The 21,673-nt window shown below is 39.7% G+C and carries 21 protein-coding genes; 15 read left to right on the top strand and 6 right to left on the bottom strand.

Annotation, left to right across the window (positions count from 1 at the left end; genetic code table 11):
- Window positions 1–2 precede the first annotated feature (2 nt).
- On the top strand, window positions 3–407 hold the full coding sequence (locus tag MSHOH_RS12330) for an Ig-like domain-containing protein (protein ID WP_239450951.1): 405 nt from the start codon (window positions 3–5) through the stop codon (window positions 405–407).
- Between the two features lie 308 nt (window positions 408–715).
- Window positions 716–1,786 (top strand): formate--phosphoribosylaminoimidazolecarboxamide ligase, encoded by a 1,071-nt coding sequence (locus MSHOH_RS12335; RefSeq protein ID WP_048140011.1) that lies wholly within the window; start codon window positions 716–718, stop codon window positions 1,784–1,786.
- A gap of 156 nt (window positions 1,787–1,942) precedes the next feature.
- Here MSHOH_RS12335 and MSHOH_RS12340 read toward each other — a convergent pair whose 3' ends face one another.
- Complete coding sequence (locus MSHOH_RS12340) at window positions 1,943–5,641, bottom strand: hydantoinase B/oxoprolinase family protein (RefSeq protein WP_048143446.1); 3,699 nt, start codon at window positions 5,639–5,641, stop codon at window positions 1,943–1,945.
- 401 nt (window positions 5,642–6,042) lie between these two features.
- Here MSHOH_RS12340 and MSHOH_RS12345 point away from each other — a divergent pair, with 401 nt between their 5' ends.
- From MSHOH_RS12345 to MSHOH_RS24690, 3 genes are all read left to right on the top strand, one after another.
- Window positions 6,043–7,044 (top strand): cupredoxin domain-containing protein, encoded by a 1,002-nt coding sequence (locus MSHOH_RS12345; protein WP_048140013.1) that lies wholly within the window; start codon window positions 6,043–6,045, stop codon window positions 7,042–7,044.
- 148 nt (window positions 7,045–7,192) lie between these two features.
- Window positions 7,193–8,869: an adenine deaminase gene (gene ade / locus MSHOH_RS12350; protein WP_048140015.1), complete on the top strand. Its 1,677-nt coding sequence runs from the start codon at window positions 7,193–7,195 to the stop codon at window positions 8,867–8,869.
- Window positions 8,870–9,085: 216 nt separating this feature from the next.
- Window positions 9,086–9,262 (top strand): hypothetical protein, encoded by a 177-nt coding sequence (locus tag MSHOH_RS24690; protein WP_204245311.1) that lies wholly within the window; start codon window positions 9,086–9,088, stop codon window positions 9,260–9,262.
- A gap of 183 nt (window positions 9,263–9,445) precedes the next feature.
- On the opposite strand, the gene MSHOH_RS12355 is transcribed toward MSHOH_RS24690, so the two are convergent.
- On the bottom strand, window positions 9,446–10,027 hold the full coding sequence (locus MSHOH_RS12355; RefSeq protein ID WP_048140017.1) for a DUF2121 domain-containing protein: 582 nt from the start codon (window positions 10,025–10,027) through the stop codon (window positions 9,446–9,448).
- 161 nt (window positions 10,028–10,188) lie between these two features.
- Window positions 10,189–10,413 carry a hypothetical protein gene (locus tag MSHOH_RS12360; protein WP_048140019.1) on the bottom strand — a complete coding sequence of 75 codons (225 nt, stop codon included), beginning with the start codon at window positions 10,411–10,413 and terminating at the stop codon, window positions 10,189–10,191.
- A 33-nt stretch (window positions 10,414–10,446) separates the two neighbouring features.
- Between MSHOH_RS12360 and MSHOH_RS12365 the strand changes: the two genes are divergently transcribed.
- The 3 genes from MSHOH_RS12365 to MSHOH_RS24350 all read left to right on the top strand — a co-directional run bounded on the left by MSHOH_RS12365 (window position 10,447) and on the right by MSHOH_RS24350 (window position 11,373).
- Window positions 10,447–10,836 carry a hypothetical protein gene (locus MSHOH_RS12365; RefSeq protein WP_048140021.1) on the top strand — a complete coding sequence of 130 codons (390 nt, stop codon included), beginning with the start codon at window positions 10,447–10,449 and terminating at the stop codon, window positions 10,834–10,836.
- A gap of 141 nt (window positions 10,837–10,977) precedes the next feature.
- Window positions 10,978–11,217 carry a DUF7557 family protein gene (locus MSHOH_RS12370; protein WP_048140023.1) on the top strand — a complete coding sequence of 80 codons (240 nt, stop codon included), beginning with the start codon at window positions 10,978–10,980 and terminating at the stop codon, window positions 11,215–11,217.
- Window positions 11,218–11,373 (top strand): type II toxin-antitoxin system RelE family toxin, encoded by a 156-nt coding sequence (locus tag MSHOH_RS24350; protein WP_162197634.1) that lies wholly within the window; start codon window positions 11,218–11,220, stop codon window positions 11,371–11,373. It begins immediately after the preceding gene.
- A gap of 565 nt (window positions 11,374–11,938) precedes the next feature.
- On the opposite strand, the gene MSHOH_RS12375 is transcribed toward MSHOH_RS24350, so the two are convergent.
- From MSHOH_RS12375 to MSHOH_RS23825, 3 genes are all read right to left on the bottom strand, one after another.
- Complete coding sequence (locus MSHOH_RS12375; RefSeq protein ID WP_158024150.1) at window positions 11,939–12,274, bottom strand: hypothetical protein; 336 nt, start codon at window positions 12,272–12,274, stop codon at window positions 11,939–11,941.
- A gap of 967 nt (window positions 12,275–13,241) precedes the next feature.
- A complete protein-coding gene (locus MSHOH_RS12385) occupies window positions 13,242–13,751 on the bottom strand; it encodes a hypothetical protein (RefSeq protein ID WP_048140028.1) in 510 nt (169 codons plus the stop codon).
- 130 nt (window positions 13,752–13,881) lie between these two features.
- A complete protein-coding gene (locus MSHOH_RS23825) occupies window positions 13,882–14,022 on the bottom strand; it encodes a hypothetical protein (RefSeq protein WP_158024151.1) in 141 nt (46 codons plus the stop codon).
- A gap of 347 nt (window positions 14,023–14,369) precedes the next feature.
- On the opposite strand from MSHOH_RS23825, the gene MSHOH_RS12390 reads away from it, so the two are divergent.
- The 7 genes from MSHOH_RS12390 (at window position 14,370) to MSHOH_RS12430 (ending at window position 21,145) form a co-directional block, all read left to right on the top strand.
- Window positions 14,370–15,686 (top strand): hypothetical protein, encoded by a 1,317-nt coding sequence (locus MSHOH_RS12390; protein WP_048140030.1) that lies wholly within the window; start codon window positions 14,370–14,372, stop codon window positions 15,684–15,686.
- Window positions 15,687–16,676: 990 nt separating this feature from the next.
- A complete protein-coding gene (locus MSHOH_RS12395; RefSeq protein ID WP_048140031.1) occupies window positions 16,677–17,135 on the top strand; it encodes a matrixin family metalloprotease in 459 nt (152 codons plus the stop codon).
- Between the two features lie 12 nt (window positions 17,136–17,147).
- A complete protein-coding gene (locus tag MSHOH_RS12400; RefSeq protein WP_239450952.1) occupies window positions 17,148–17,789 on the top strand; it encodes a hypothetical protein in 642 nt (213 codons plus the stop codon).
- 453 nt (window positions 17,790–18,242) lie between these two features.
- Window positions 18,243–18,533 carry a hypothetical protein gene (locus tag MSHOH_RS12410; protein ID WP_158024152.1) on the top strand — a complete coding sequence of 97 codons (291 nt, stop codon included), beginning with the start codon at window positions 18,243–18,245 and terminating at the stop codon, window positions 18,531–18,533.
- Between the two features lie 740 nt (window positions 18,534–19,273).
- The gene (locus MSHOH_RS12420) at window positions 19,274–20,194 is read left to right on the top strand and encodes a pirin family protein (RefSeq protein ID WP_048140039.1); all 921 of its coding nucleotides are present in this window, start codon (window positions 19,274–19,276) and stop codon (window positions 20,192–20,194) included.
- Window positions 20,195–20,532: 338 nt separating this feature from the next.
- Window positions 20,533–20,919 carry a hypothetical protein gene (locus MSHOH_RS12425; RefSeq protein ID WP_048140041.1) on the top strand — a complete coding sequence of 129 codons (387 nt, stop codon included), beginning with the start codon at window positions 20,533–20,535 and terminating at the stop codon, window positions 20,917–20,919.
- 19 nt (window positions 20,920–20,938) lie between these two features.
- A complete protein-coding gene (locus MSHOH_RS12430; protein ID WP_048140043.1) occupies window positions 20,939–21,145 on the top strand; it encodes a helix-turn-helix transcriptional regulator in 207 nt (68 codons plus the stop codon).
- The last annotated feature ends 528 nt before the right edge of the window (window positions 21,146–21,673 follow it).

Genomic DNA, 21,673 nt, shown 5'->3' on the forward strand with positions numbered 1-21,673 from the left:
CATTGACGTCTCTTCCAGTATCTTTCAAACACGGACCTACTCCTCCCAAAGTAAAAGCCATTTACCCTGACAGGCAGACTTTTGCCTACAGGTGTGACTCTCCTATATGGATTGAGTTCGATATGCCCATGAATAACGCAACGATTACGGAAGATACCGTAATAGTCAAAAGCTCCGCATCACCAGAACCTGTGGACGGGTTTCTGGATGCAGGATCCAGAATGCTCATGTTCCGTCCTTATAATGAATATCCTATGGACGAGTACGGGGCCGAGATAACAATAACTCTGCTTGGAAGTGAGACCGGATCTGGATTTATAATGGATGAAAGGGGAATTGCTCTGGACGGTGATAAAGATGGAAAAGCCGGAGGAGACTTTGTATATACTTACAGAATTGTAAGGTAAGATAGAAGGTGAAACATGACACCTGTTAGTCTTCTCTGCTTTCCCAAAAACGAGATAATTTCTCAATCGTTTTATTCACTAGTTTCTTTTCTTATCTATTCTTTTCTTTTTTATTATCTATCCTCTTCTTCTCATCTATTTTCTTATTCTCTTTATGATCTATTTTACCTATTCTCTTCATTCAGTACATCGCTATAGAGAACTTTTTTATTGATCTAACACAGATGCACTGTTAGTTATACACAGAGACCAAATCTAAACCCTAAATATAACTTATATTCCAATCAAAACTTTTTATCGGAGCAATTATGATCACTAAACAGCAGGTTCTTGAATTTTTGAAGGATTACGATCCCGAAAACATTACTATTGCAACAGTCTGTTCTCACTCAAGCCTCCAGATCTTTGACGGGGCGCGAAAAGAAGGTTTCAGGACTCTGGGGATCTGTGCTGACAAACCCCCCAAATTCTACGATGCATTCCCCAGAGCAAAGCCGGACGAGTACCTTATTGTTGAGAGTTATACGGATATAATGAACAGAGCTGAAGAGCTAAGAAAGAAAAACATTATTATAATCCCGCACAGTTCATTTATTTACTACCTTGGCAAGGAAAATTTCTCAGGAATGGCAGTGCCCACTTTCGGGAACCGAGCTGCGATTGAATGGGAATCAGACAGGGATAAAGAAAGTAAGTGGTTTCTCGGGGCAGGCATTCACATGCCTGGAAAAATCGATGATCCTCATGATATCAAAGGACCTGTAATGGTTGAGTACGAAGGAGCAAAAGGAGGAAAAGGCTTCTTTGTTGCAAGGAGTTACAAGGAATTCAACGAACTTGTAGACCGCACCCGGAAGTACGCAGTCCAGGAATTTATCAACGGGACCCGCTACGACCTTCACTACTTTTACTCCCCAATCCGAAACGAAGGATATACCCTGAGCAAAGGCAGCCTTGAACTCCTGAGCATGGACCGCAGGGTAGAGTCCAATGCAGATGAGATCTTCAGGCTTGGCTCTCCCGGCGAACTCATTGAAGCAGGAATCTGCCCGACATATGTACTCACAGGAAATGTACCTCTCGTAGCAAGAGAATCTCTCCTGTCCCGCATCTTTTCTCTCGGAGAACAGGTAGTCGAAGAGTCCCTTGCCCTTTTCGGCGGTATTACAGGAGCTTTCTGTATTGAAGCTGTTATCACGGACTCACTTGAAATCAAGGTCTTTGAACTTTCAAGCAGGATCGTATCAGGAACAAACTTTTATATTTCAGGCTCCCCCTACTCGGACTTGATGCAGAAAGACCTTTCCACCGGTCGGCGAATAGCTATTGAGATCAAAGAAGCAGCCAGGACAAACCAGCTGGATAAGATATTATCATGAAAAAATGAGTTAAAACTATTCAAAGAGTTAAGGCTGTTCAATGCCTCAAAAAATTGGTTTTTAGGAGTTGAAAAATAATTTTCCGGCTGGAAATGTAACCACCTAAATAATAACTACCTAAATAATCAAAATTCACTATAGAAATTTTTATTTTTTTCACACCTGCGGCATGCGGGCTTCAGGTCTGCCATATCCTCCTCCGCCCGGTGTTTCGATCACAAACACATCTCCACTTTTCAACTTTAACCCTTCACGTCCTCCAACTTCGGTAACCCTGCCATCCCTGAGGATAAGCATATTCTTTCCGCATTTTCCGGACATGCCGCCTTTGAGCCCGAAAGGAGGGAATTTCCTGTGACTTGAAAGGATAGCGGCATCCATGTCTTTCAGGAACCTGATCTTCCGGATAGCCCCATTCCCGCCCCTGAATTCGCCTTCTCCTCCGCTTCCCTGTCGGATGGAAAATTCTTCAAGCAAAACAGGAAACCTTGTCTCAAGGATTTCAGGGTCCGTGATTCTCGAGTTGGTCATGTGAGTATGGACAGCATCCGTTCCTGAGAATTCAGGGCCTGCACCTGCTCCTCCGCAGATAGTTTCATAGTACTGGAAATCAGCATTCCCGAATGTGAAATTGTTCATAGTACCCTGGGAAGCCGCAAGCGTGCCAAGAGCTCCGAAAAGGGCATCAACAATATATTGTGAGGTCTCAACATTGCCTGCCACAACAGCTGCAGGAGGTTCAGGCCTGAGCATGGAACCTTCCGGAATTATGATTTTGAGCGGCCTTAAACAGCCCGCATTAAGAGGAATATCACTTTTTACAAGTGTCCTGAACGCATAGAGAACAGCAGCCATGCAAACAGAAGCAGGGGCATTAAAATTATTTGAAAGCTGAGGAGAAGTGCCTGTAAAATCAATCCTTGCACTCCGGTTCTCTCTGTCGATTGTAACCTTCACTTTTATTGCATTTTCGTCATCAAGAGGATACGTAAATTCTCCATCCTCAAGCCTGTCAATAACCCGTCTGACAGCTTCTTCGGCATTGTCCTGCACATGTCCCATATAGGCTTCAACAATTTCAAGGGAAAATTCCTCAACCATCCTGTGCAGTTCCTGAAGCCCTTTTTCGTTTGCAGCTACCTGTGCCCTGATATCAGCCACATTCTGGTCAGGATTCCTTGCAGGATATTTACCCAAGCCAAGCCATGTTCTCAATCTTTCTTCGAGGAATATGCCGTTTTCAACTATTTTCATGCCCTCGCTGAGCACTCCTTCTTCTTCGATTCTCCTGCTTTCCGGAGGCATGGATCCCGGAGTAACCCCACCGATATCAGCATGATGGCCTCTTGAAGCAAGGTAAAAAAGAATCTCTCCCGACCCATCGGACATAGGAGTAACAACCGTAATATCCGGAAGATGGGTCCCTCCATGATATGGGGAATTGATGAGGTATACATCTCCTGCGTGCATACTCCTTGACTGCGCACGGATAAGGAATTTTACGCATTCTCCCATGGAACCAAGATGTACAGGGATATGAGGGGCGTTTGCTATCAGGTTTCCTTCCCTGTCGAAAATCGCGCAGGAAAAATCAAGTCTCTCTTTTATGTTTACAGAGTGGGCAGTGTTCTGCAACGTGTATCCCATCTGTTCGGCAACGGACATGAACCTGTTATTGAAAATCTCAAGCATTACTGGGTCGACATCTGTCCCTATGGCTGTTCTGGCAGGAAGCGGAGCTCTCCGGGTAAGCAGAATGTGATTTCGAGCAGTGATTTCTCCCTGCCAGCCAGGTTCGATTATGATTGTAGTGTTCTTTTCAATAAGAATTGCAGGCCAGCTTATGCAGGCTCCGGGTCCGAGGGTTTCAGTATTGAAGACAGGAGTCTCATGAGATTCTCCGTAGCTGTACATCCGAACCCTGGATACAGGAGGAATTTCTTGATTCTTGTTAAACTCAAGCAGGGGATCAGAAACTCTCTCTGTAATCCCCACAGTTTCTACAGAGACGGCTTCTACAACAATGGACTTGCCTTCCATTGTAAATCCGAAACGTTTTTTGTGGGCTTCCTCAAAGCCAGCCCTGAGGGATGCAACGCTATCTGCAAAGTCCACAGCCAGCTGCGTATCTGAGCCTGCATACCGCACATGTGCCCTGTGAAGCACATCGATGCAGACTTCCCTGACTCCCTGTTTAAGCATGGAAAGCCGCCCTTTAGCTTCAAGCCCTGTAAAAACTGACTTTAACTCTTTTACCAGCCCTTCTGACAGTTCAGCCCCAATATATTGCTCTTTTATCAGCCTCTGATCTGCAAGCCCCATGCCATATGCGGAAAGGACTCCGGCATAAGGATGAATGAAAATGCTTTTGACTCCAAGGGCATCTGCCACCCTGCATGCATGCTGAGCTCCTGCTCCTCCAAAGCAGCAGAGCGTATATTCTTTTACATTATACCCTCTCTGGACCGAGATTTTCTTAATCGCATTTGCCATATTCTCGACTGCTACGGAAAGAAAACCTTCTGCTGCCTGCTCAGGAGTTAGAAGATTCCCTTGTACAGAAGCCGTTTCAGCAAGCTCTTTGAATTTCCTGCGTACAACTTCGGAATCAAGAGGCTGGTCCGCTCCTGGACCAAAGATCTTTGGAAAAAATCCGGGCTGCAGTTTTCCAAGCATAACATTGCAGTCCGTAACAGTAAGAGGCCCACCTTTCCTGTAACATGCGGGGCCCGGGTCCGAACCTGCTGAATCGGGTCCGACCCTGAACCTGCCACCTTCGTAATGGAGAATCGAGCCCCCACCTGCTGCAACTGTATGGATGCGCATCATTGGAGAACGCAGGCGCACACCTGCAACCTCTGTTTCGAAGCTGCGTTCATATTCTCCGCTGTACTGGGCTACATCGGTAGATGTGCCCCCCATATCAAAAGTTATTATCTTTTTTGCCCCTGCTATCTCGGAGGTTGCAACTGCTCCAACTATTCCTCCGGCAGGTCCCGAAAGGATGCAGTCTTTACCCTGGAAAGCCCCCGAATCTATAAGCCCGCCATTGGACTGCATGAACATTAGCCTTAGCCCACCTGCTGGGCTATATTTCACTCCTTCTTCGCCCTCAGGGCTTTCGTGTGTTTTCCTTTCTGCTTCCCTACCTTTTTCTTGCAGGCTCTTTTCGATCATATCAACATACCTGCGCAGCACCGGAGAAAGATAAGCATCCACAACTGCAGTTTCCCCTCTACTCACGAATTTTATCAAGGGGCTTGCCTGATGAGACAGGGATACCTGTGTAAAACCGATCTCTCTGGCAAGCATGCCCAGCTTTAGCTCATGCTCAGGATATCGATAGGCGTGCATAAGGACGATTGCAGCCGAACGGATACCGGCTTTGAATGCCTCTTCCAGCTCTTTTTTAGCGTTTTCAAGGTCCAGGGGCACAAGCTCTTCTCCGTCTGCCCCATACCTGCCGGAGACTTCGATAATCCTCTCATAAAGCTGGTCAGGAAGTTCTATCTTCTGAGCAAAAATATCGGGACGGTTCTGATACCCTATCCTGAGAGAATCTCCAAAACCCCTTGTTATAACAAGAACAGTACGTTCTCCTTTTCTTTCAAGAAGGGCATTCGTGCCCACGGTTGTGCCCATTTTTATGGCTTCTACGTTTTCCGAAGGAAAAGATGTATTTTCAGAAAGCCCGAGTATCTGGCGGATCCCGTGCATGGCTGCATCTTCGTAATGAGAAGGGTCTTCGGAAAGGAGTTTGTGTGTGATCAGTTTTCCATCAGGGCTGCGGGCTACGATATCAGTAAACGTGCCTCCTCGGTCTATCCAGAACTGCCAGCGGGTTTTGAGGGACATGTAGAGAATAATTGTAGAGGTGGTATTAATTATTAATCGGAAAAATCTGAATGTAGCTTGATTTTCCATGCCTTATTTTCAAAAAGACTATGAAAAAATCGTATCTTTATAGGAAAATCCGAATAAAAAGAAAAAGCTTTTGGAGTTAAAATGTGAAGAAAAAGAAAGAGAATTGAAAATTTCTCTGATAAATTAAATGTGTAAAAAAGGAAGAGAGAAAAAATGATAGGGTAATGCAGCTTATCAGAGCGGCTTATGATAAGAGCTTTACAGGACTTAAATTGTTCTTTAAAAAGATAACATAACTATCACCTGAAACACTCCCATAATCTTCACAGAAACGGTGAGCATTACACTATCCCAGGGATGAATAAACATCATTTATGTATTGGAGGTGTGTAATGGCAGGAGATCAGTCAGCTTATACACGTGCTTTTGATGAATGGAAAGAAGCTAGATCAGTTATCTCCAGATTCGATGGATATCTGGATGGACTACGAAGGTATGGTTTTGTCTTCATCGCCACGTTGTTAGCTGCTAATTCAATTCAGATTTATTTTAATTTTAATAATTTTACTAAACTCTTTTTGTCTCTAATAACTATCGTATTTATCGTTAGTTTGTACCTTCTGGATACATACTATCGAAGAATAATTGAGGCTGCCTCAATTCGAGCAAGAATTCTTGAAACAGTCGTACTATTGGATATCGAGTTGAATGATATTATTTCTGATAAATTTGAGGAAGGGAAACTACAGGGTTATATCAAGAAAATTTATAACGGGTTCATTGTAATAGCGATGATAATTGGTGCAGTTGTTATTATTGCAGATCATGGTACTCCATCGAGTACGCTGGTAAATTCAAGCACTCAATCAACTACTCAAGTAAACTCGAGTGCTCTCTCAACTACTTTTGGAAGTTCAAGTACTCTTACAACCACATCAGTAATCCAGGATGCTTCATCAATTTCTTTAGTAACCTATATTCTTTTACTACTCTTAGCCGGAGCTTCAGGAGTATACATTATCAATTACTTATCGGACAAATTAGCTCTAAAATATCCGCGAGGAAGAAAGGAGGACTGGATAATTGATAACTTTTCATGTAAACAGGGAGATAAAGTAAGAATTACTGTCACAAACCTGGATAAAACTGAGATTAAGTTCAACGTTAATGAAGTTGTTTGCGAAATCATGGATAAAAAAGGTCTTTTTCATCAGATGAAAGCAGAAGTTAACATAGCAATTCCTTCTAATGGCAATTACTCATGGTTATGGGACACAACTTCTTTTGAAGGGATATGTAAAATCTGTCCGCGTGAGGGGAAGAATCCACTGAGACGTTCAGTATGTGTTCGTGAGAAAACTGAGCCCCAGAAAAACATTACAGACAAACACTAACGATATTAATGAAGACTAAGTAAACCTTTCAATAAATTGCATTGATTCCTCGATAGTTCTCTGCTTTACTCTTTTTTGTTTTTTCTCCAACTTCCAAAACCCAGTCTTTTGGGAAATATTTATACATTAGAGAGTGAAATAAATCTTCATGAAAAAATATCTGGGGATTATTGTCGATGCCGTTTCCAGGCGGCAGTTCAAAGGCGAGATTACCGTTGAGAACGGAAAGATCATTAGCATAAAAGAGAAAGAACATGATAACGAGCAGTACATCCTGCCAGGGCTCGTGGATGCCCATGTGCATATAGAAAGTTCCATGACCGTGCCTTCGGTTTTTGCCAGGATGGCTGTCGCAAAGGGTACGGTTGCAGTTGTCAGCGACCCTCATGAGATTGCAAATGTTATGGGGGAAGAAGGCATTGATTATATGCTCGAGGATTCAAAAAAAGCTCCGTTGAAGATCTTTTTTGGAGTACCATCGTGTGTGCCAGCTACACCTTTCGAATCTTCAGGAGCAGTCCTGGATGCAAATACTGTAGACCGGCTGCTGGAAAGGAAAGACCTGCATTACCTTTCCGAGATGATGAATTTCCCGGGAGTGATTTCAGGCTTCCCTGAAGTAATGGCAAAACTGGAATCTGCTAAAAAGTACGGTAAAGTTATAGATGGACATGCTCCCGGCTTGAGGGGAACCGACCTGCAGAAATACATAGAGGCAGGAATTTCTACAGATCATGAGTCTTTTACTTATGAAGAAGCGGTTGAAAAAATAAAGCTTGGGATGAAAATCCAAATCCGAGAAGGGAGTTCGGCAAGGAATTTCAAAACCCTTTACCGACTCATAGATGAATATCCAAGATCGGTTATGCTGTGCACGGACGACTCTCATCCGGATACTCTGATATTTGAAGGGCATATCGATAAACTGATCCGATGCGGGCAGGAAAAAGGACTTGACATCTATAACCTGATCATGGCAGCTGTGATCAACCCCGTAAAACACTACGGGCTCGATGTTGGGCTGCTTCGTGAGGGAGATCCTGCCAATTTCATTATCGTAGACGACCTGAGATCTTTCAATGTGCTGAGCACCTTTATCGACGGAGAATGTGTTTATGACAATGGAAAAGTTCTTTTCCCAATGGTAAAAGCTCCTGTAAAAAACGTATTCAATAGAAATAAAATTTCAATTGACGATGTGAAACTGGCTGTATCCCCTGAAGAGGCAACTCAGGATCAGAAAAAAATAACTGAGGAGCAGATGGAAAAAATCAGGGTAATAGTTGCCAGGGACGGAGAACTGGTCACTGGACAGGAACTGGCTCTCCCGAAGATGGAAAACGGCAATCTGGTTTCGGATCCTGCGCGGGATATTTTGAAGATGGTTGTCCTTAGCAGGTATGCGGATGACCCTGTTCAGATCGGTTTCATAAAGAACATAGGCCTGAAAAAAGGAGCTATTGCAAGCAGCATTGCCCACGACAGCCACAACATCATTGCAGTTGGAGCCACCGATAAGGATATAGTTGAAGCTGTTAACAGGCTGGTGGAGAATAAAGGTGGAATCGTTGTTGGAACCGCAGAACATCTACTTGATCTTCCACTTGAGGTTGCGGGCCTTATGAGTACGCTAAGTGGGGAAGAAGTAGCTTCACGATACCAGCTGTTGAATGAAGAAGCTAAAAAGCTGGGAACTTCTCTAAAGTCGCCTTTCATGACTCTTGCATTTATGTCGCTTCTGGTTATTCCTGAACTTAAACTGGGAGATAAGGGCCTCTTTGATGTGACAAAATTCGAATTTGTAGAGCTTTTCGCAGGGGAATAAGCAAAAGGAACAGGAGGCAGTGGCCTTTGACACAGTTTCCATAAAGAATGTTTCCATACAGAGTATATGGCTTCTGCATCCTGAAAGGTGCTTTTCTTTGTCAAGCTGCTTTTAAAACTCACTAAACATCATATTAAAAGTAAACTAATTTTTCTATTGACTGTTTGCTTATATTAATAAATGATAAGGTGCAATAATAAGTTGGGGTGAGTTATTATGTCTAATAGCATGAAAATAGCGGGTCTAATCTTAGCGACAACAGGAATTGCTTACGTTGTAAAAAAGATCATGCATAAGAAGGAACAGCGTTCTGGTTGGCATAAAATAAAAGTAGAAGAAAAAGAAGAAAAAAGAACTGGCTCAAGGTATGGTTCCAGTCCGGTTAAATATTAAATCGAATATATTTTATTTACTTTTTTTTACCTTTTTTACCTTTTTTATTTTTTTTATTTTTTTTACTTTTTTCATGATCCATAGGCTGGTGTTTAAACTTAAGTTTCATGGATCATGATTAATTGAAAGACAGTAATAACGAGAAAAACTTTAGAAAACTGATTGTCTTTTCTTTATACTTTTTCAGCCTTGTCTGTCCTTCTCGACAACTTTCAAAACATCAACATTTGAAGTTGTCTGAATCAAATAGAACTGCTTACTTACAGAGGCAGTAGCCTTTGATGCGGTTTCCATGCAGAGCATAAGGATTTTTACTGCGTCCTGGAAGGTGCTTTTCTTCATCCAGTGATCCTTAAAGCATTTATTGGCTACCTGCTTTGTGAACTCGTTTCCGAAAGCTATGAAATTGCTGCCCTTACCCTGTGAGGTGAGGGTAAGTTCCGAGTCCCTGAGTTCGGCAATTGCATAGTTTCCTGCCGCAGCGTACAGCCTTCTTTTTTTGACGACTCCGCCCTCAACTGAAGACACTTCTCCTACCAGGATACCGTCTCTCTCCGAGACTTTCTCCTTACAATCAGTAACTGCTATTTTGACCCCACACTCCTCTGCTTTCTTTGCCAGATCCTCGTCCGTAACTATTGCACCGTTGTAAAGCTCTTTTTCGAGTTTTTCCCTGTCGGGCTTTTCTCCTTCAAAAGTGATTTCCCGAAGATCTCCTGCCATGACTGCGCCGTTTTTTCCAATAAAAGCTATAACAAGGGTCATTTAAACTTGCTCCGGAACTATCTTTAAGAGATCTCTGTCTTTAAGACGTTTATGTCTCTTATTAGTTTTAGCTTTGTGAGAGGGTACTATATAACTCAGGACTATTTTCCTGTAAATCTATTTTCCTTTAAGTTTATTTTTTATCGGTTTCCAGGATCATTTCAATCAGGTACAACCTGATAAGAAATCTCTGTCGTTTTGAGGCTGCCTCTTTTCCTTTTTTTCTTTTTCTTCTTTGTCTGCAAGGCCGCTCTATTATTGATTTTCTTTCTTGTGTCAATTCCCTGAAGCCCGACTACAGAAGCCAGGATATAATATGGATTTTTCTTTTCACTCAGCCCTTTAAGGAGGCAATTTACCCTGATATCCTCAGGTATTATGAGCAAAAATCCTTATATAACCAAGGAGGCTGTAACAGTATGAAAGCTCCAGAGTTGGAAAAAGATCCTAATTTTGCGGTCGATGCAAGCGTTTTTTGCTTGTTTGTCAAAGACAGAAACAACTATAGCAACGCTATTGCTGGAGCGGTAGCCATTGTCCTGTACTTTGTGGCAGGACTCCAGCTCTTTGTAGGCGTAGCCTTGGAAGGCGCCGTCTATAGATTCGGGTTTCTGGCTTGGATATTCATCATTGTAGGGGTCATACAGGGGCTTATCGCCTTGTCATGGTCTTGGACATCATTGCCGAAAGGAAAAGCGAACGGCAGACCTACCTTGGATTCGAGGGCTTGCGATAAGATGGTTGACCCCGACGGCTCTGTACAGGGATTGCAGGGCACAACATGCCGGCCCTGCTGCGAAGCCCTGTAAGGATCTTACAGGCTGGTAGAAAAAAGAGTTAAGGTGTTGGCTACCATCACCAAACTTACATTAATGAATTTTATGATGGGCATTGTTTTCTAAAAGTAAGCGTTGAAAATGTTTATACTCTATGGACTCCTATAAGATGCTATGGCAGCGACAACAACAATTTGTATCGACCCTAACACTAAAAATATGCTCGACAGCTTGAAAGTATACAAAAATGGGTCTTATAACTCAGTCGTCGAGCGACTGATAAAAATGGCATATGATAACGATCCATTAACAGATGAAGAAATCGCAGGTATTGAAGAAAGTTTAGAAGATATTAAAGCAGGTAGAGTATATAGCGAAAAAGAAGCAAAAAAGATGTTGGACATCGATGATTAAATGTACTCTATTGAATACACTTCACGTGCAATAAAAGATATTAATAAGTTGCCATCTGATGTGAAAAAACGAATTTTCTATGCAATTAGTGAAATCAAAGAAGACCTTTATGAACATGTCGAGAAGCTAAAATTGTCTGCGAAAACACCTCTGTGAATGATATTACAACATCCACCATAGAGCTGCACTCCTAAGCCTCATAGATCGTGAGCTTGTATTTCTTAGCGGGATGTTCGGTCTGGATACATCCGTTTTCGGGTATCGTTCCTTCAATGACAATCTCATTTTCAGCAGCTTGCACCCATGCCAAAAATCCGCCCTCGATAAGCACCTATTTGGCTTTTCCCTAGGCTTCCAGCATTTCGAGGAACTTTGTCGCTGTGTTTCGCACACAACCGACCTATTTAGCTATCAAGGTTGTTGCTTTCGGGTTTTGGTCGAGGACACCTAAAAAGTCTTCTTTCTTGTATCTTTCAGTATACGCCATGATAACCTATCTGCTGCAATAACAGATATTCGTTTGTCATTGAATTCAATGTCAATATGATATTGTACAACACGTCTGTATAATGCGCGCACGCGTACTGAAGATCGAAAAAAAATCAAAAGATTAAACTACTTCCGGAGAATAAACATAAGAAGTCTTGATTAACTGAATTTGGCGAAGTAGCCATGCACGTCAATCGAATTGATGCATTCACCTTTTTCCCGGTAGTGAATCCTACACTGCCCATTCGGGAGAATAATCGGGCATGGCAAAATTACACTGTAATATAATAAAAGGACTGCTTGAATTAATCCATTCATATTTAGGGTTTTCAAACACTAATTTATAATGACCCGTAGGTAAAGAAGTCGTATTAAGAAAAACCAGATATTTACCAGAACCTATACTGTTACCGATTAGAGAATTATTAAGTTGTGTGCTTGAGTTGTTAGGATATAAAACAATAGAAGAAATGTCTTTTAAACCATCTAAGTCATCACGGAATAGAGTAACGGACAGTCCAATATTTGGACCACCTATTTTTACAGAGATCGGAACTCCTTCGCCCATTTTATATTTTGACTGCATATCAGTAGAAATTTACCACTGAAGCAGATTTTCGTTCGGGTGAATTACACCTGATACGCAGGCAAGAATAAGAAATGAATAGGCTCATGCCATAAATAATATAGATAATGTGAATAACGTCTTATATGCCTCATTTGTGCGTCCATAGATTTGATTGTGTCCCCTAAATTCAGCAGCAATTCCTAGTATAATAGTCAGAATTAGGAAAACAACAGATAGAGTGAATGATTCTTTTTCATTTGGTATGGGTAATCCAGATATCTGTAAAATAACTCCTGAAATAGCAAAGATTCCCGCAAGCCAAAATAAAGGAAATTGAAAGTCCCCGAAAAAAGCACGCACATTTTTCGAAGGGACTAATACCCAAAAAAGTTTCTTCCTAAAAGTGCACTGATCAAATGAAACGTTATAGCAGTCCCAATAATAAATATAAACGTAATAATGTAAACATACCATTTTTCTAAAAAAAGATAGCTCTACTCCGATAACGAATAGGTTTGGAGAAACATAATAAATTTATGTAAATATTCCAAATCAGAGATAGTCATAAATTCTCGGAGTCAGTTGAAGCTTTTTATTAATAGTTTTTTCGATATTTCTTGATCTATAGTTTGTCCTACTCCCTGGAACAGAGAACAAAAAATTTCTTTTCCAAGGTTCAGCGCATGGTCAAAAAAGTTATTTTTACACTAAAAAATAGGGAATTGCCCTAATTGCCTGTATAACGGGACAATATACAGAAAGAGGATAAACAAAAATACACTTAGTAATGGATTTATGGAACTCCGATAAATATACAGAATCAAAATTAGATTAAACATTGAGCAGCTTCTGAAGAGTATGGTAAATAAAGAATTGTAGTGGGAATCTTAGATATCTGAGATTTCACATTCTTGGTGATCTGAAGAATTCTTCATTTAATTAAAAATATTGAATTTCTTTTGTTGTCTTATATTGACCGTTCTTCTATCTCGATGGATTGTTGATTTGTATGTCCTTTATGCATTTTACGGTAGTCATAAAGTAGTGCGATGATGAAGATTACTACATACACGACGGTGTATATTGCTGATTTTGTTATCATTATCGCAATAATGAATGCAATGACTCCTAACCCATAAGACAGCCACTTAACTGACACTTCTAGTATTTTTGCTGGATCGTTTATTATTTGGTTTTCTTTCGTCTTTTTTGGACTTATTAGTTCGGAATGTGTTGAAAATGCATTTATGATGGATATTAAAAGACAGCTAGCAGCAGTCAAAAATAAAAATTTTAGGGAGATAGCGACTGTTAATTGTTTCAGATATGTGGTTGTGTAGGAGATATTATTGAATAAAGTGTTATTGAATTCTTCAAATTTGATAGTAGTAAGTGCATTTACCAAAAGACCAAGTAATAATCCCGCGAAGCCTACAACTGTTGTTGCATGATCTTTAATCGTATCTTGATCTGACATTTAATTTTTCAGCCTGTGGTTGGAGATTCTTGGTAGCAAATTTGAGGGAACACATTGTGGTACGCTAAGCGTAGCATAGCCTATGTTTATTGTCTACATAGAGGCAGCCATTTTACATGTTTAATTATGGTTAACTTATGCTCTGTACATAGCTTCTTCTATTTTTTGGTAGTGCTGCAATGGCACATTCTTTTCCATCAAACCATGCGCATTGGTCCGTGAGGCAGTTATCAAAACCGACTACTGCATTTCCACTGGTTCGTGGTCTCATAGGACATTTTTTGATGCTCACTTGTTTCAGCTCCTGTTTTATTTGCCTCGTGTCTTATGCTTTTTATTTTAGTCGTTCGCTTAAGAGCGCTTTTGTGGATTCTGTAAATTAGCTACAGTTTAGACCCTAAAATCATACGATTAAACTCTACTATTCTTATAACCACAATTTTTTTTCATCAATCCAAAATCACTAAGCACATTGCTTTACATACTTCAGATCATATAAAATTATCTATAGCAGTGTGAAAGTATTCTCGAATTCTCCTCCTAATGCAAGGAATAAAGATATTCAAGTAATATCGAAAAATATAACTTATACTGCTTTGTTTTGATAGAACGAAAAACATGGAAAGCGAAAAAAAAGAATTTAAGGGTTTAAAAAAACATACAGTTTGTACATTACCGCTGTTAAAAGATCAAAGAAAAGAATCTTTAGAGTACACCTTAACTTCAAATTCCGACTTCTCTAGCTCATTTCCTAGGACAACTCATCTATATAAATCTGACAAAGCCATATTAGAAGCGATTTATGAAAAAATTGGTGGAAGTTTTATATCTGCTAATGTTCTCCACGAATCGTCAGATTTAGGTTTAGTTTATAAAATTATAATTGAACATGAAAATGGATACACATTAGTCTTTGATGGGTTATACTTAAGAATTACAAAAATTTTGTCTGATGATCATTTCACTCTTCCTGATCTACTCCCACTAGCAGGTGAGCCGGTTATTGAATATAATATTATATCTTCTTTTGTAAATCAGTTTGTGAAGCCATTATATCCCGAAGCAGTACAATATAGCGTTCCGTATTCTTATTACACTATCGATGAAGTAGAGTTTAAAAAGATTAGCTTAACAAGAATAAATAATGAACAAGCAGTATTAATCTTAAATTATCCTAACTATTTTACTATAAGTCCATCAAATTCTGTGAAACAAGGAAAAAATTTTGGAGTTTATATTGGAGACGAAGACCGTATAAATCAAATGATTGCTCATGATTTCTTTATGGATTATGAAATCGAGCTATTCTCTAATTTTTTCCGTGAACAGCTTAATCACATGTTAAATTATCAAAAAGAGCTGAAAGACTGTTTTGATGGAGTATTTGAACCTATATGGAGAATCAATAATAAGAAAAAGAAATGGGATAGGATGAAAGAGATTCTGATTTCTTTGTATGAAATAATGGAATTAATCGAAAAAGGTCAACTCTGTTCAGAAGCCATACACAAAATAGTGGAGAATAAAACTGCCTTTTTTAACGTACCAAGACAAATTTGGTCTCATGGAGAAGAAATGGACATTGAAGAGAAAATACCTTACTCAACTGATCATTTTTTCGCAATTGAGGTGGAGAATAACGAATTAAAACAAAGCTCAAAGTCATCTATTAAGCCTTCCTACTCTGATAAAGTGGAGTCCTTACAAAGCCAATTAATTAAACTCAAAAACATTGCAAACGATTTATACAATAAAGAAAAAGATTTAGTGAGTATGTATCAAACCGAATTTGCCTTAGATTCTGTAAAAATAGCTTCTGTTGCTTTAATAGTATCTGCTACTGCCATATTGTTGACCCTTTTAGTATCAATTGATGACTTAAAATTAATAATAAATGGTTTCTCTTCTTCCTACTCTAATTCTACTATTTTCTAAAGCTATCAAAGTTCTCTTGCCAGTGTCCTCACAGTCATAACAGGGAGAAACTGTAAACGCACACTATTTGTGTACATGATGCGCCAGCGTGTGATTATATGCGCATGCATATATATTGCAGAAATCCGGGAAAGGAGCCTGAGAACAGGAAAGTGCCTGACCAATGGTATATAGATGTAATGGTTTTTCGATTTTAGCTCTCACTCTAAAAATAAGTGATAGAAGAAGCACAACCTTTGCTATCAGAGGTTGAGAATCAGCCAACATTACTAGGAATAAGGTCGGCTAATTCTCAACCCTATATTCTTCGAGATTTTGAAGATGTTGCTGTTTTTGTGTGGTGTTAGGGTAGTTTGGGGCTTTTTGGGAGATGTGACGAAGTGAAAGCGGACTTTTTGGGGATATTTTGGCAACATTGTAAAATGGAGTGATTTACCGCCCCGTAGGGGAAAGCGGGGAAATCGTACCAGCCTTGAAGTAATCTCACAGTCTTGAGGCTGTGAGTAGTTCAAGAATACTATAAGTCAATACAAGTATTGGCTTAGTGGATTTTATTTTGTGTTACTTTTAACTTTATAAAAATACAGAATATGACATCAATCGAGTACTCATATATATTATTTCTAGCCAGATCATCAAACTGACAATGGTCAAGGACTAGTTTCAGATTCAAAATTAGTTCGAAAATCGAATTGTTTGAGAATTTACACAGAAAACTTAGAGGAGTTAAGTAAAAGGAGTTTATGGAGTTTGGAAGTAGTTTTCCGATACCACCCGAACTCCATAAAGGTGCCCTATGAGGCACAATCAAATTAGCTTTGCTTTTATTTAAGGCCTAACTTGCCTGATTCTGCCTCCTAGGGTAATAATAACTTTAGGAGTGAAATAAATGAAAAATTATAAAAGAACACTAATAGGAACGTTGTTGTTAATCATATTTTTGGTAAATATGGTAGCTCCGGCGTCAGCATACTCATACAGTGGACATAAATGGAACGTAAATTATGTAGTTCCAAGCTAGACTCTTCAGTTCCAAGCTCTTGGTCAAGTCCTATAAAGGCAGCTACAACTGCATGGAATGATGTAGGTGCAGGATTCACCTTCAAATGGATGACAAGTGCAGCCGAAAACAGAATATATTGCGCCAATGATGGACTAGGAGTAATAGCTTTTTGTATTCCAACCCGTAGTAGTAGTGGTTATAATACACGTTATACAATGTATTTTAACACTTATTATTCTTGGTCAACCTCATCTGATGGAACGACTGGATGTTATGATGTGCAGAATATTGCTACTCATGAATTCGGGCATTGGTTAACTTTGGATGATTTAGCCGATCCTGCAGACTCTGAAAAAACGATGTATAAATATGCGTATACCAAAGAAACAAAGAAAAGAACTCTTCACTCTGACGATATAGCAGGTATTAACTATATTTACCCTTAAAAGATGATGACAATGAATAAGAACACAAAATATGGGATCTTTTTTTCCGGAGCATTTTCGTTGATAATATTAAGTGCTCTAGTATTTTCAGGCTCACTAGATAATATTAATCTCGTAAATAATCCATCATCAGATAATGCTAAACTTGTAATTAATGATAAACCTTTATATGGTGATTTCTGTGCTACACTCGAACCACTCAATGACACGGAATTAAGTAACAACTCTGATATGGTTGTCATAGGCACAGTTAAGGAGATACTTCCAAGCAAATGGAACTCTGCCGACGGTAAAAGACCTAATAATACTGATTCATTTAACTTGGAGTCACTTATCTATACTGATATCACCATAAATGTAGACAAATTTTTCAAAAGTTCATCATCATCCAGAGAGGTTACTGTGAGAGTGTATGGTGGAACAGTTGGAAATGATACCCTGGTAGTTGATTTTGAGCCGACGTTCCAACCTGGAGAAAAGGTTCTACTTTATTTGATGAAAGATGCTACTAAAGGTACTAGTAACATTGGACCAGAACATTTTAAAGTTACAGGACTTATGCAAGGTAAGTTTACATTAACTGATGATGGGAAAGCCGTAAGATTTGACAAAACTATCGGTCAGGATGAGTTGCTGAGCAAAATTAAAGAATGAATGTAACTCATAGTCTTTTTTTCGTAAAACAACATGAGATAAGAGGGTAATTTTGTAACTTCTAGTACTATCTAGCTTGAATAAATTACTCTCTATTGCTATTTTTCTCTGTTCTTTCTAGATTCTAATGATTTATAGACTCTGGTTTGATATTAATTGACTAGTCAATCAATTATAAATAGTTGAAACGATATCGGATCAGAACATGGCTAAGTTACAACAAAATGAATCTAACGGTAGTTGTTGGTTGATTATCCCTAAATCGATTGTCAAATCAAAGGGCTGGCATAAGGGCGACGAGTTCGTGGTCGCGGATATGCCGAATGGAATCAAATTCACATGTGGGGAAATTCAAACGAGCAAACCATCACACAAGCCATCACGCCCGCATATACCTGTAATTACATAGGATGAATTCTATGATAGTATATTCGACGAGGATGATGAAAAATGATGGAAACATTAAGCGGTATTAAGTTGATGGATTCTTTTGATCCACAGTTGATCGCAGGTTTTGACGAAATTTGGGATGCAGCGTTCCATTACAAGTGGCAGCCGATATATCAAAAGGATCTTCGGTTGCAGCAAAACTACGATTTCTTCAGGACTATCGTGCATAGAGTCCAGAGATATAATGAGAGTTATGATATGATGACAATTGTTGGTGACAGGGGTCTCGGAAAAGTCTCGGAAAATCTGCCTTCGGCTAGGGGCTGCGCAGGTCATAAATTACTACTACTGTAATGATCCAAAGGCTCAGTTCTCACTCGATCAGGTTTGTTTCGATGTGGATAGCTGGATTGAAACTCATCTAACTGCCTTAGCTTTGATCTTGCTTCCAGCAAGTCATCCAGATCCTCTGCCTCAAGAAAAGCTTTCAGCTCTGGACTCACTTCCACAGAAATAAAACCCATGCACTATATCCTCAAAATTTTATGCTCTAAATCTGCAAAAAACAGTTAGAGCTATCGGCATAGCAGCCATTTATTTTTTATAAGGATATAATATGTAATATATAGACTTTAATGTTAATTAATAATATAATTTTATATTCATTACACTTAAAATCTTTTTTATAGATATTATTGAATATGCTTTTACGTATTTTTCTATATATTTTATTAATACCTCACCCTCAAACAGTTTAAATATAATTGTCCATATAATTCAGATCAAGTATTACAACCTGATCTGAATTGCTGAAAACCAGATTTTTCCAAAAAACCAAATAGATCGAATGCAATACTTACATAGGGGGACCAGAATGGGCGCAATCACAGGAACTATAGAAACTCCAGAGAGTTTGTTCATTATTAAAGACTAGGAAATTATTATCAGGCAGAGTTGCAGTTCGGCAGAATTGCAAAGTAATCACAACAGTCTGCATTCATTTCTCTGTGATCAGGAGAATTTAGACTTTTTTACTTTTATAATTTATTTTTCTAAGAAACCGGGGAATTATTCTTCGAAAGGTGGTAGTTATAATGGCTAATCCCAGAAGAATAAGAAAAATAAGGAAGAGTATGCCAACCATTGAGGGGGCAGGGGTGCACCTGAAGAGAGCTTTCGGATTCCAGCATGTACCTGAGCTCGATCCTTTTTTATTGTTTGATGAGTTTCATTCGGAAAAACCTGAAGAGTACAGTATGGGATTTCCCAGGCATCCGCACCGCGGAATTGAAACTATTACTTATGTCCTGCAGGGGGAAGTAATGCATGAGGACAGCCTGGGAAACAGAGGTGTAATTCGGCCTGGCGAGGTGCAATGGATGACTGCTGGAAGTGGGATCATCCATCAGGAAATGCCACAGGGAGATGAAAGTGGGACTCTATGGGGTTTTCAACTCTGGGCTAATCTTCCGGCTTCTCACAAGATGATGGAACCACGCTACCAGGAAATCAAAAGCAGCCGGATACCTGAACTTCTCATGGAAAAAGGGCTGAAGGTAAGGATTATTTGCGGAGAAGTAAATGGGGTTGAAGGACCGGTACGGGAAATAGTAACCGATCCTGAGTATCTGGATGTGACAGTCCCGGCAGAGGAGAAATTTTTCCATATAGTAACTCAAGGTCATACTGTCTTTGCGTATGTAATAGCTGGCAGTGGTCATTTCGACAGAGAAAAAGACCCATGTGCCTTTGAGGTTGAAGGAGGGAGATACCTTCACCCTGCAGGGGACTGTATGATCGGTCCGGAAACCCTGGTTCTCTACGGAGACGGGGATTCGATTGAAGTGACTGCAGGGGAAAAAGGCGTGAGGTTTCTTCTCATATCTGGAAAGCCGATTGGTGAGCCTGTTGCCTGGTACGGACCTGTTGTTATGAATACAAAAGAAGAACTGAGAGTGGCTTTTGAAGAATACCGGCAAGGGTCGTTTACCAGACAACACGAGAGAAGAAAATAGATTTATTTCTGTTTCTTTTATAGTCCTATCTATATGGTAAGCGTGATCTTTCCCTGCCAAACTTCTGGAATTCCAGACGAATGAGGCAGACAAATCTTTATCAGGTTTTTAAATTCTTCCTTAATGGTTATAATAAGTTATGACTCCTGGTAATCTCGATTCTTGACTAAGGTCATTGAGATTTCTTTTCTGACAAAATCTTTAAATATTAACATATGTTATATAGATCTAACATATGTTAATTAAATCTAACTTAATGTTGTAAATACCTAATAATATGTTATAAATAAAGAACAGGGTTTGTCAGTGTGCGAAAGAATTGAATGAGGGTAAAAAGCATGGAAAAAATACACAGGTACAAACTGATCCTTGGACTAATCATTATGCTTGCGGGGATGTTTTCTGCAGCTTTCCTTGAGGTTAATGCATCAGTTTCAATTCTTCTGATCGTTATGGGGATGGTTATACTTGTTATGACAGCCTTCAGACTTTTCAGTCAAGGTGACTTGCCGGACAGAGATGAAAGAACAAAAAAGCTTGCAGCATACGGGATTACTTATTCCTGGCTCCTTACGCTTGTGCTGATCATGGTCCTTTACTGGGCTGAACTCTTAGATCTGGCTGAATTTACGGCTGAAGCAACCTTAGGTATATTGCTTTTCGTTATGGTTATCTCGGCAAATGTCTTCAGGTGGTATTTCATGCAAAAGGGTGATGTTGAGTAAAGATTTGCGGAGGATAACGGTGAAAACAAGGATCAAAGAGTTTCGGGCAAGGCATGACCTGACCCAGGAAGCTTTGGCAAATCTGGTAGGAGTTAGAAGAGAAACCATTGTTTTTCTTGAAAAAGGAAAGTACAATCCCTCTCTAAAACTTGCCTACCGAATTGCCAGAGAACTTGACACCACAATTGACGAGCTGTTCATCTTTGAGAACTCTGATCTCGAGTAAATTTCAAATAAATTGGAACTAGTCAGGAAAAAGCTGATAGCAGCTATTACTATATTTATAATTTCTGTCCAGAGTCTCAAACAATCGAAGAGCAGGGAATGACTAAGGATTCAAAAAGGGATAAAAGACGGTTTGTTTGAGGACCTGGCCAGGAAAACTTATAAAGAGTCAAAGAGTCGATTAAAAGTAGCATATAGAGTTTAAACAGCTGGAAAATCCATTTGAATTCATTATCCGAAGACAAATAGTCATTGACTGTCATTAAACGTTATTATCCAGCCTTCAGTTAACCAAATAGGAAGCAGTTGTATGATACTGAACAGAAAAACTAAAACTGGTACATTAATTACAATATTTTTACTTTACGGAGCAGCCTCTGTTTTTTTACTTTATGAAGCAGCCCCTCTTGTTCAGGCGCCTGCTGTAACAATGAAACCTCGCCAGAAATACTCCTCGAGAGCTATTTTTCGAAAGATCGTGGACTCAGCAGTTAAAATATAGCTCCTTTTAATCTGTGGCCTGAATTCA

This window comes from Methanosarcina horonobensis HB-1 = JCM 15518, from assembly GCF_000970285.1.
Lineage (GTDB): Archaea > Halobacteriota > Methanosarcinia > Methanosarcinales > Methanosarcinaceae > Methanosarcina > Methanosarcina horonobensis.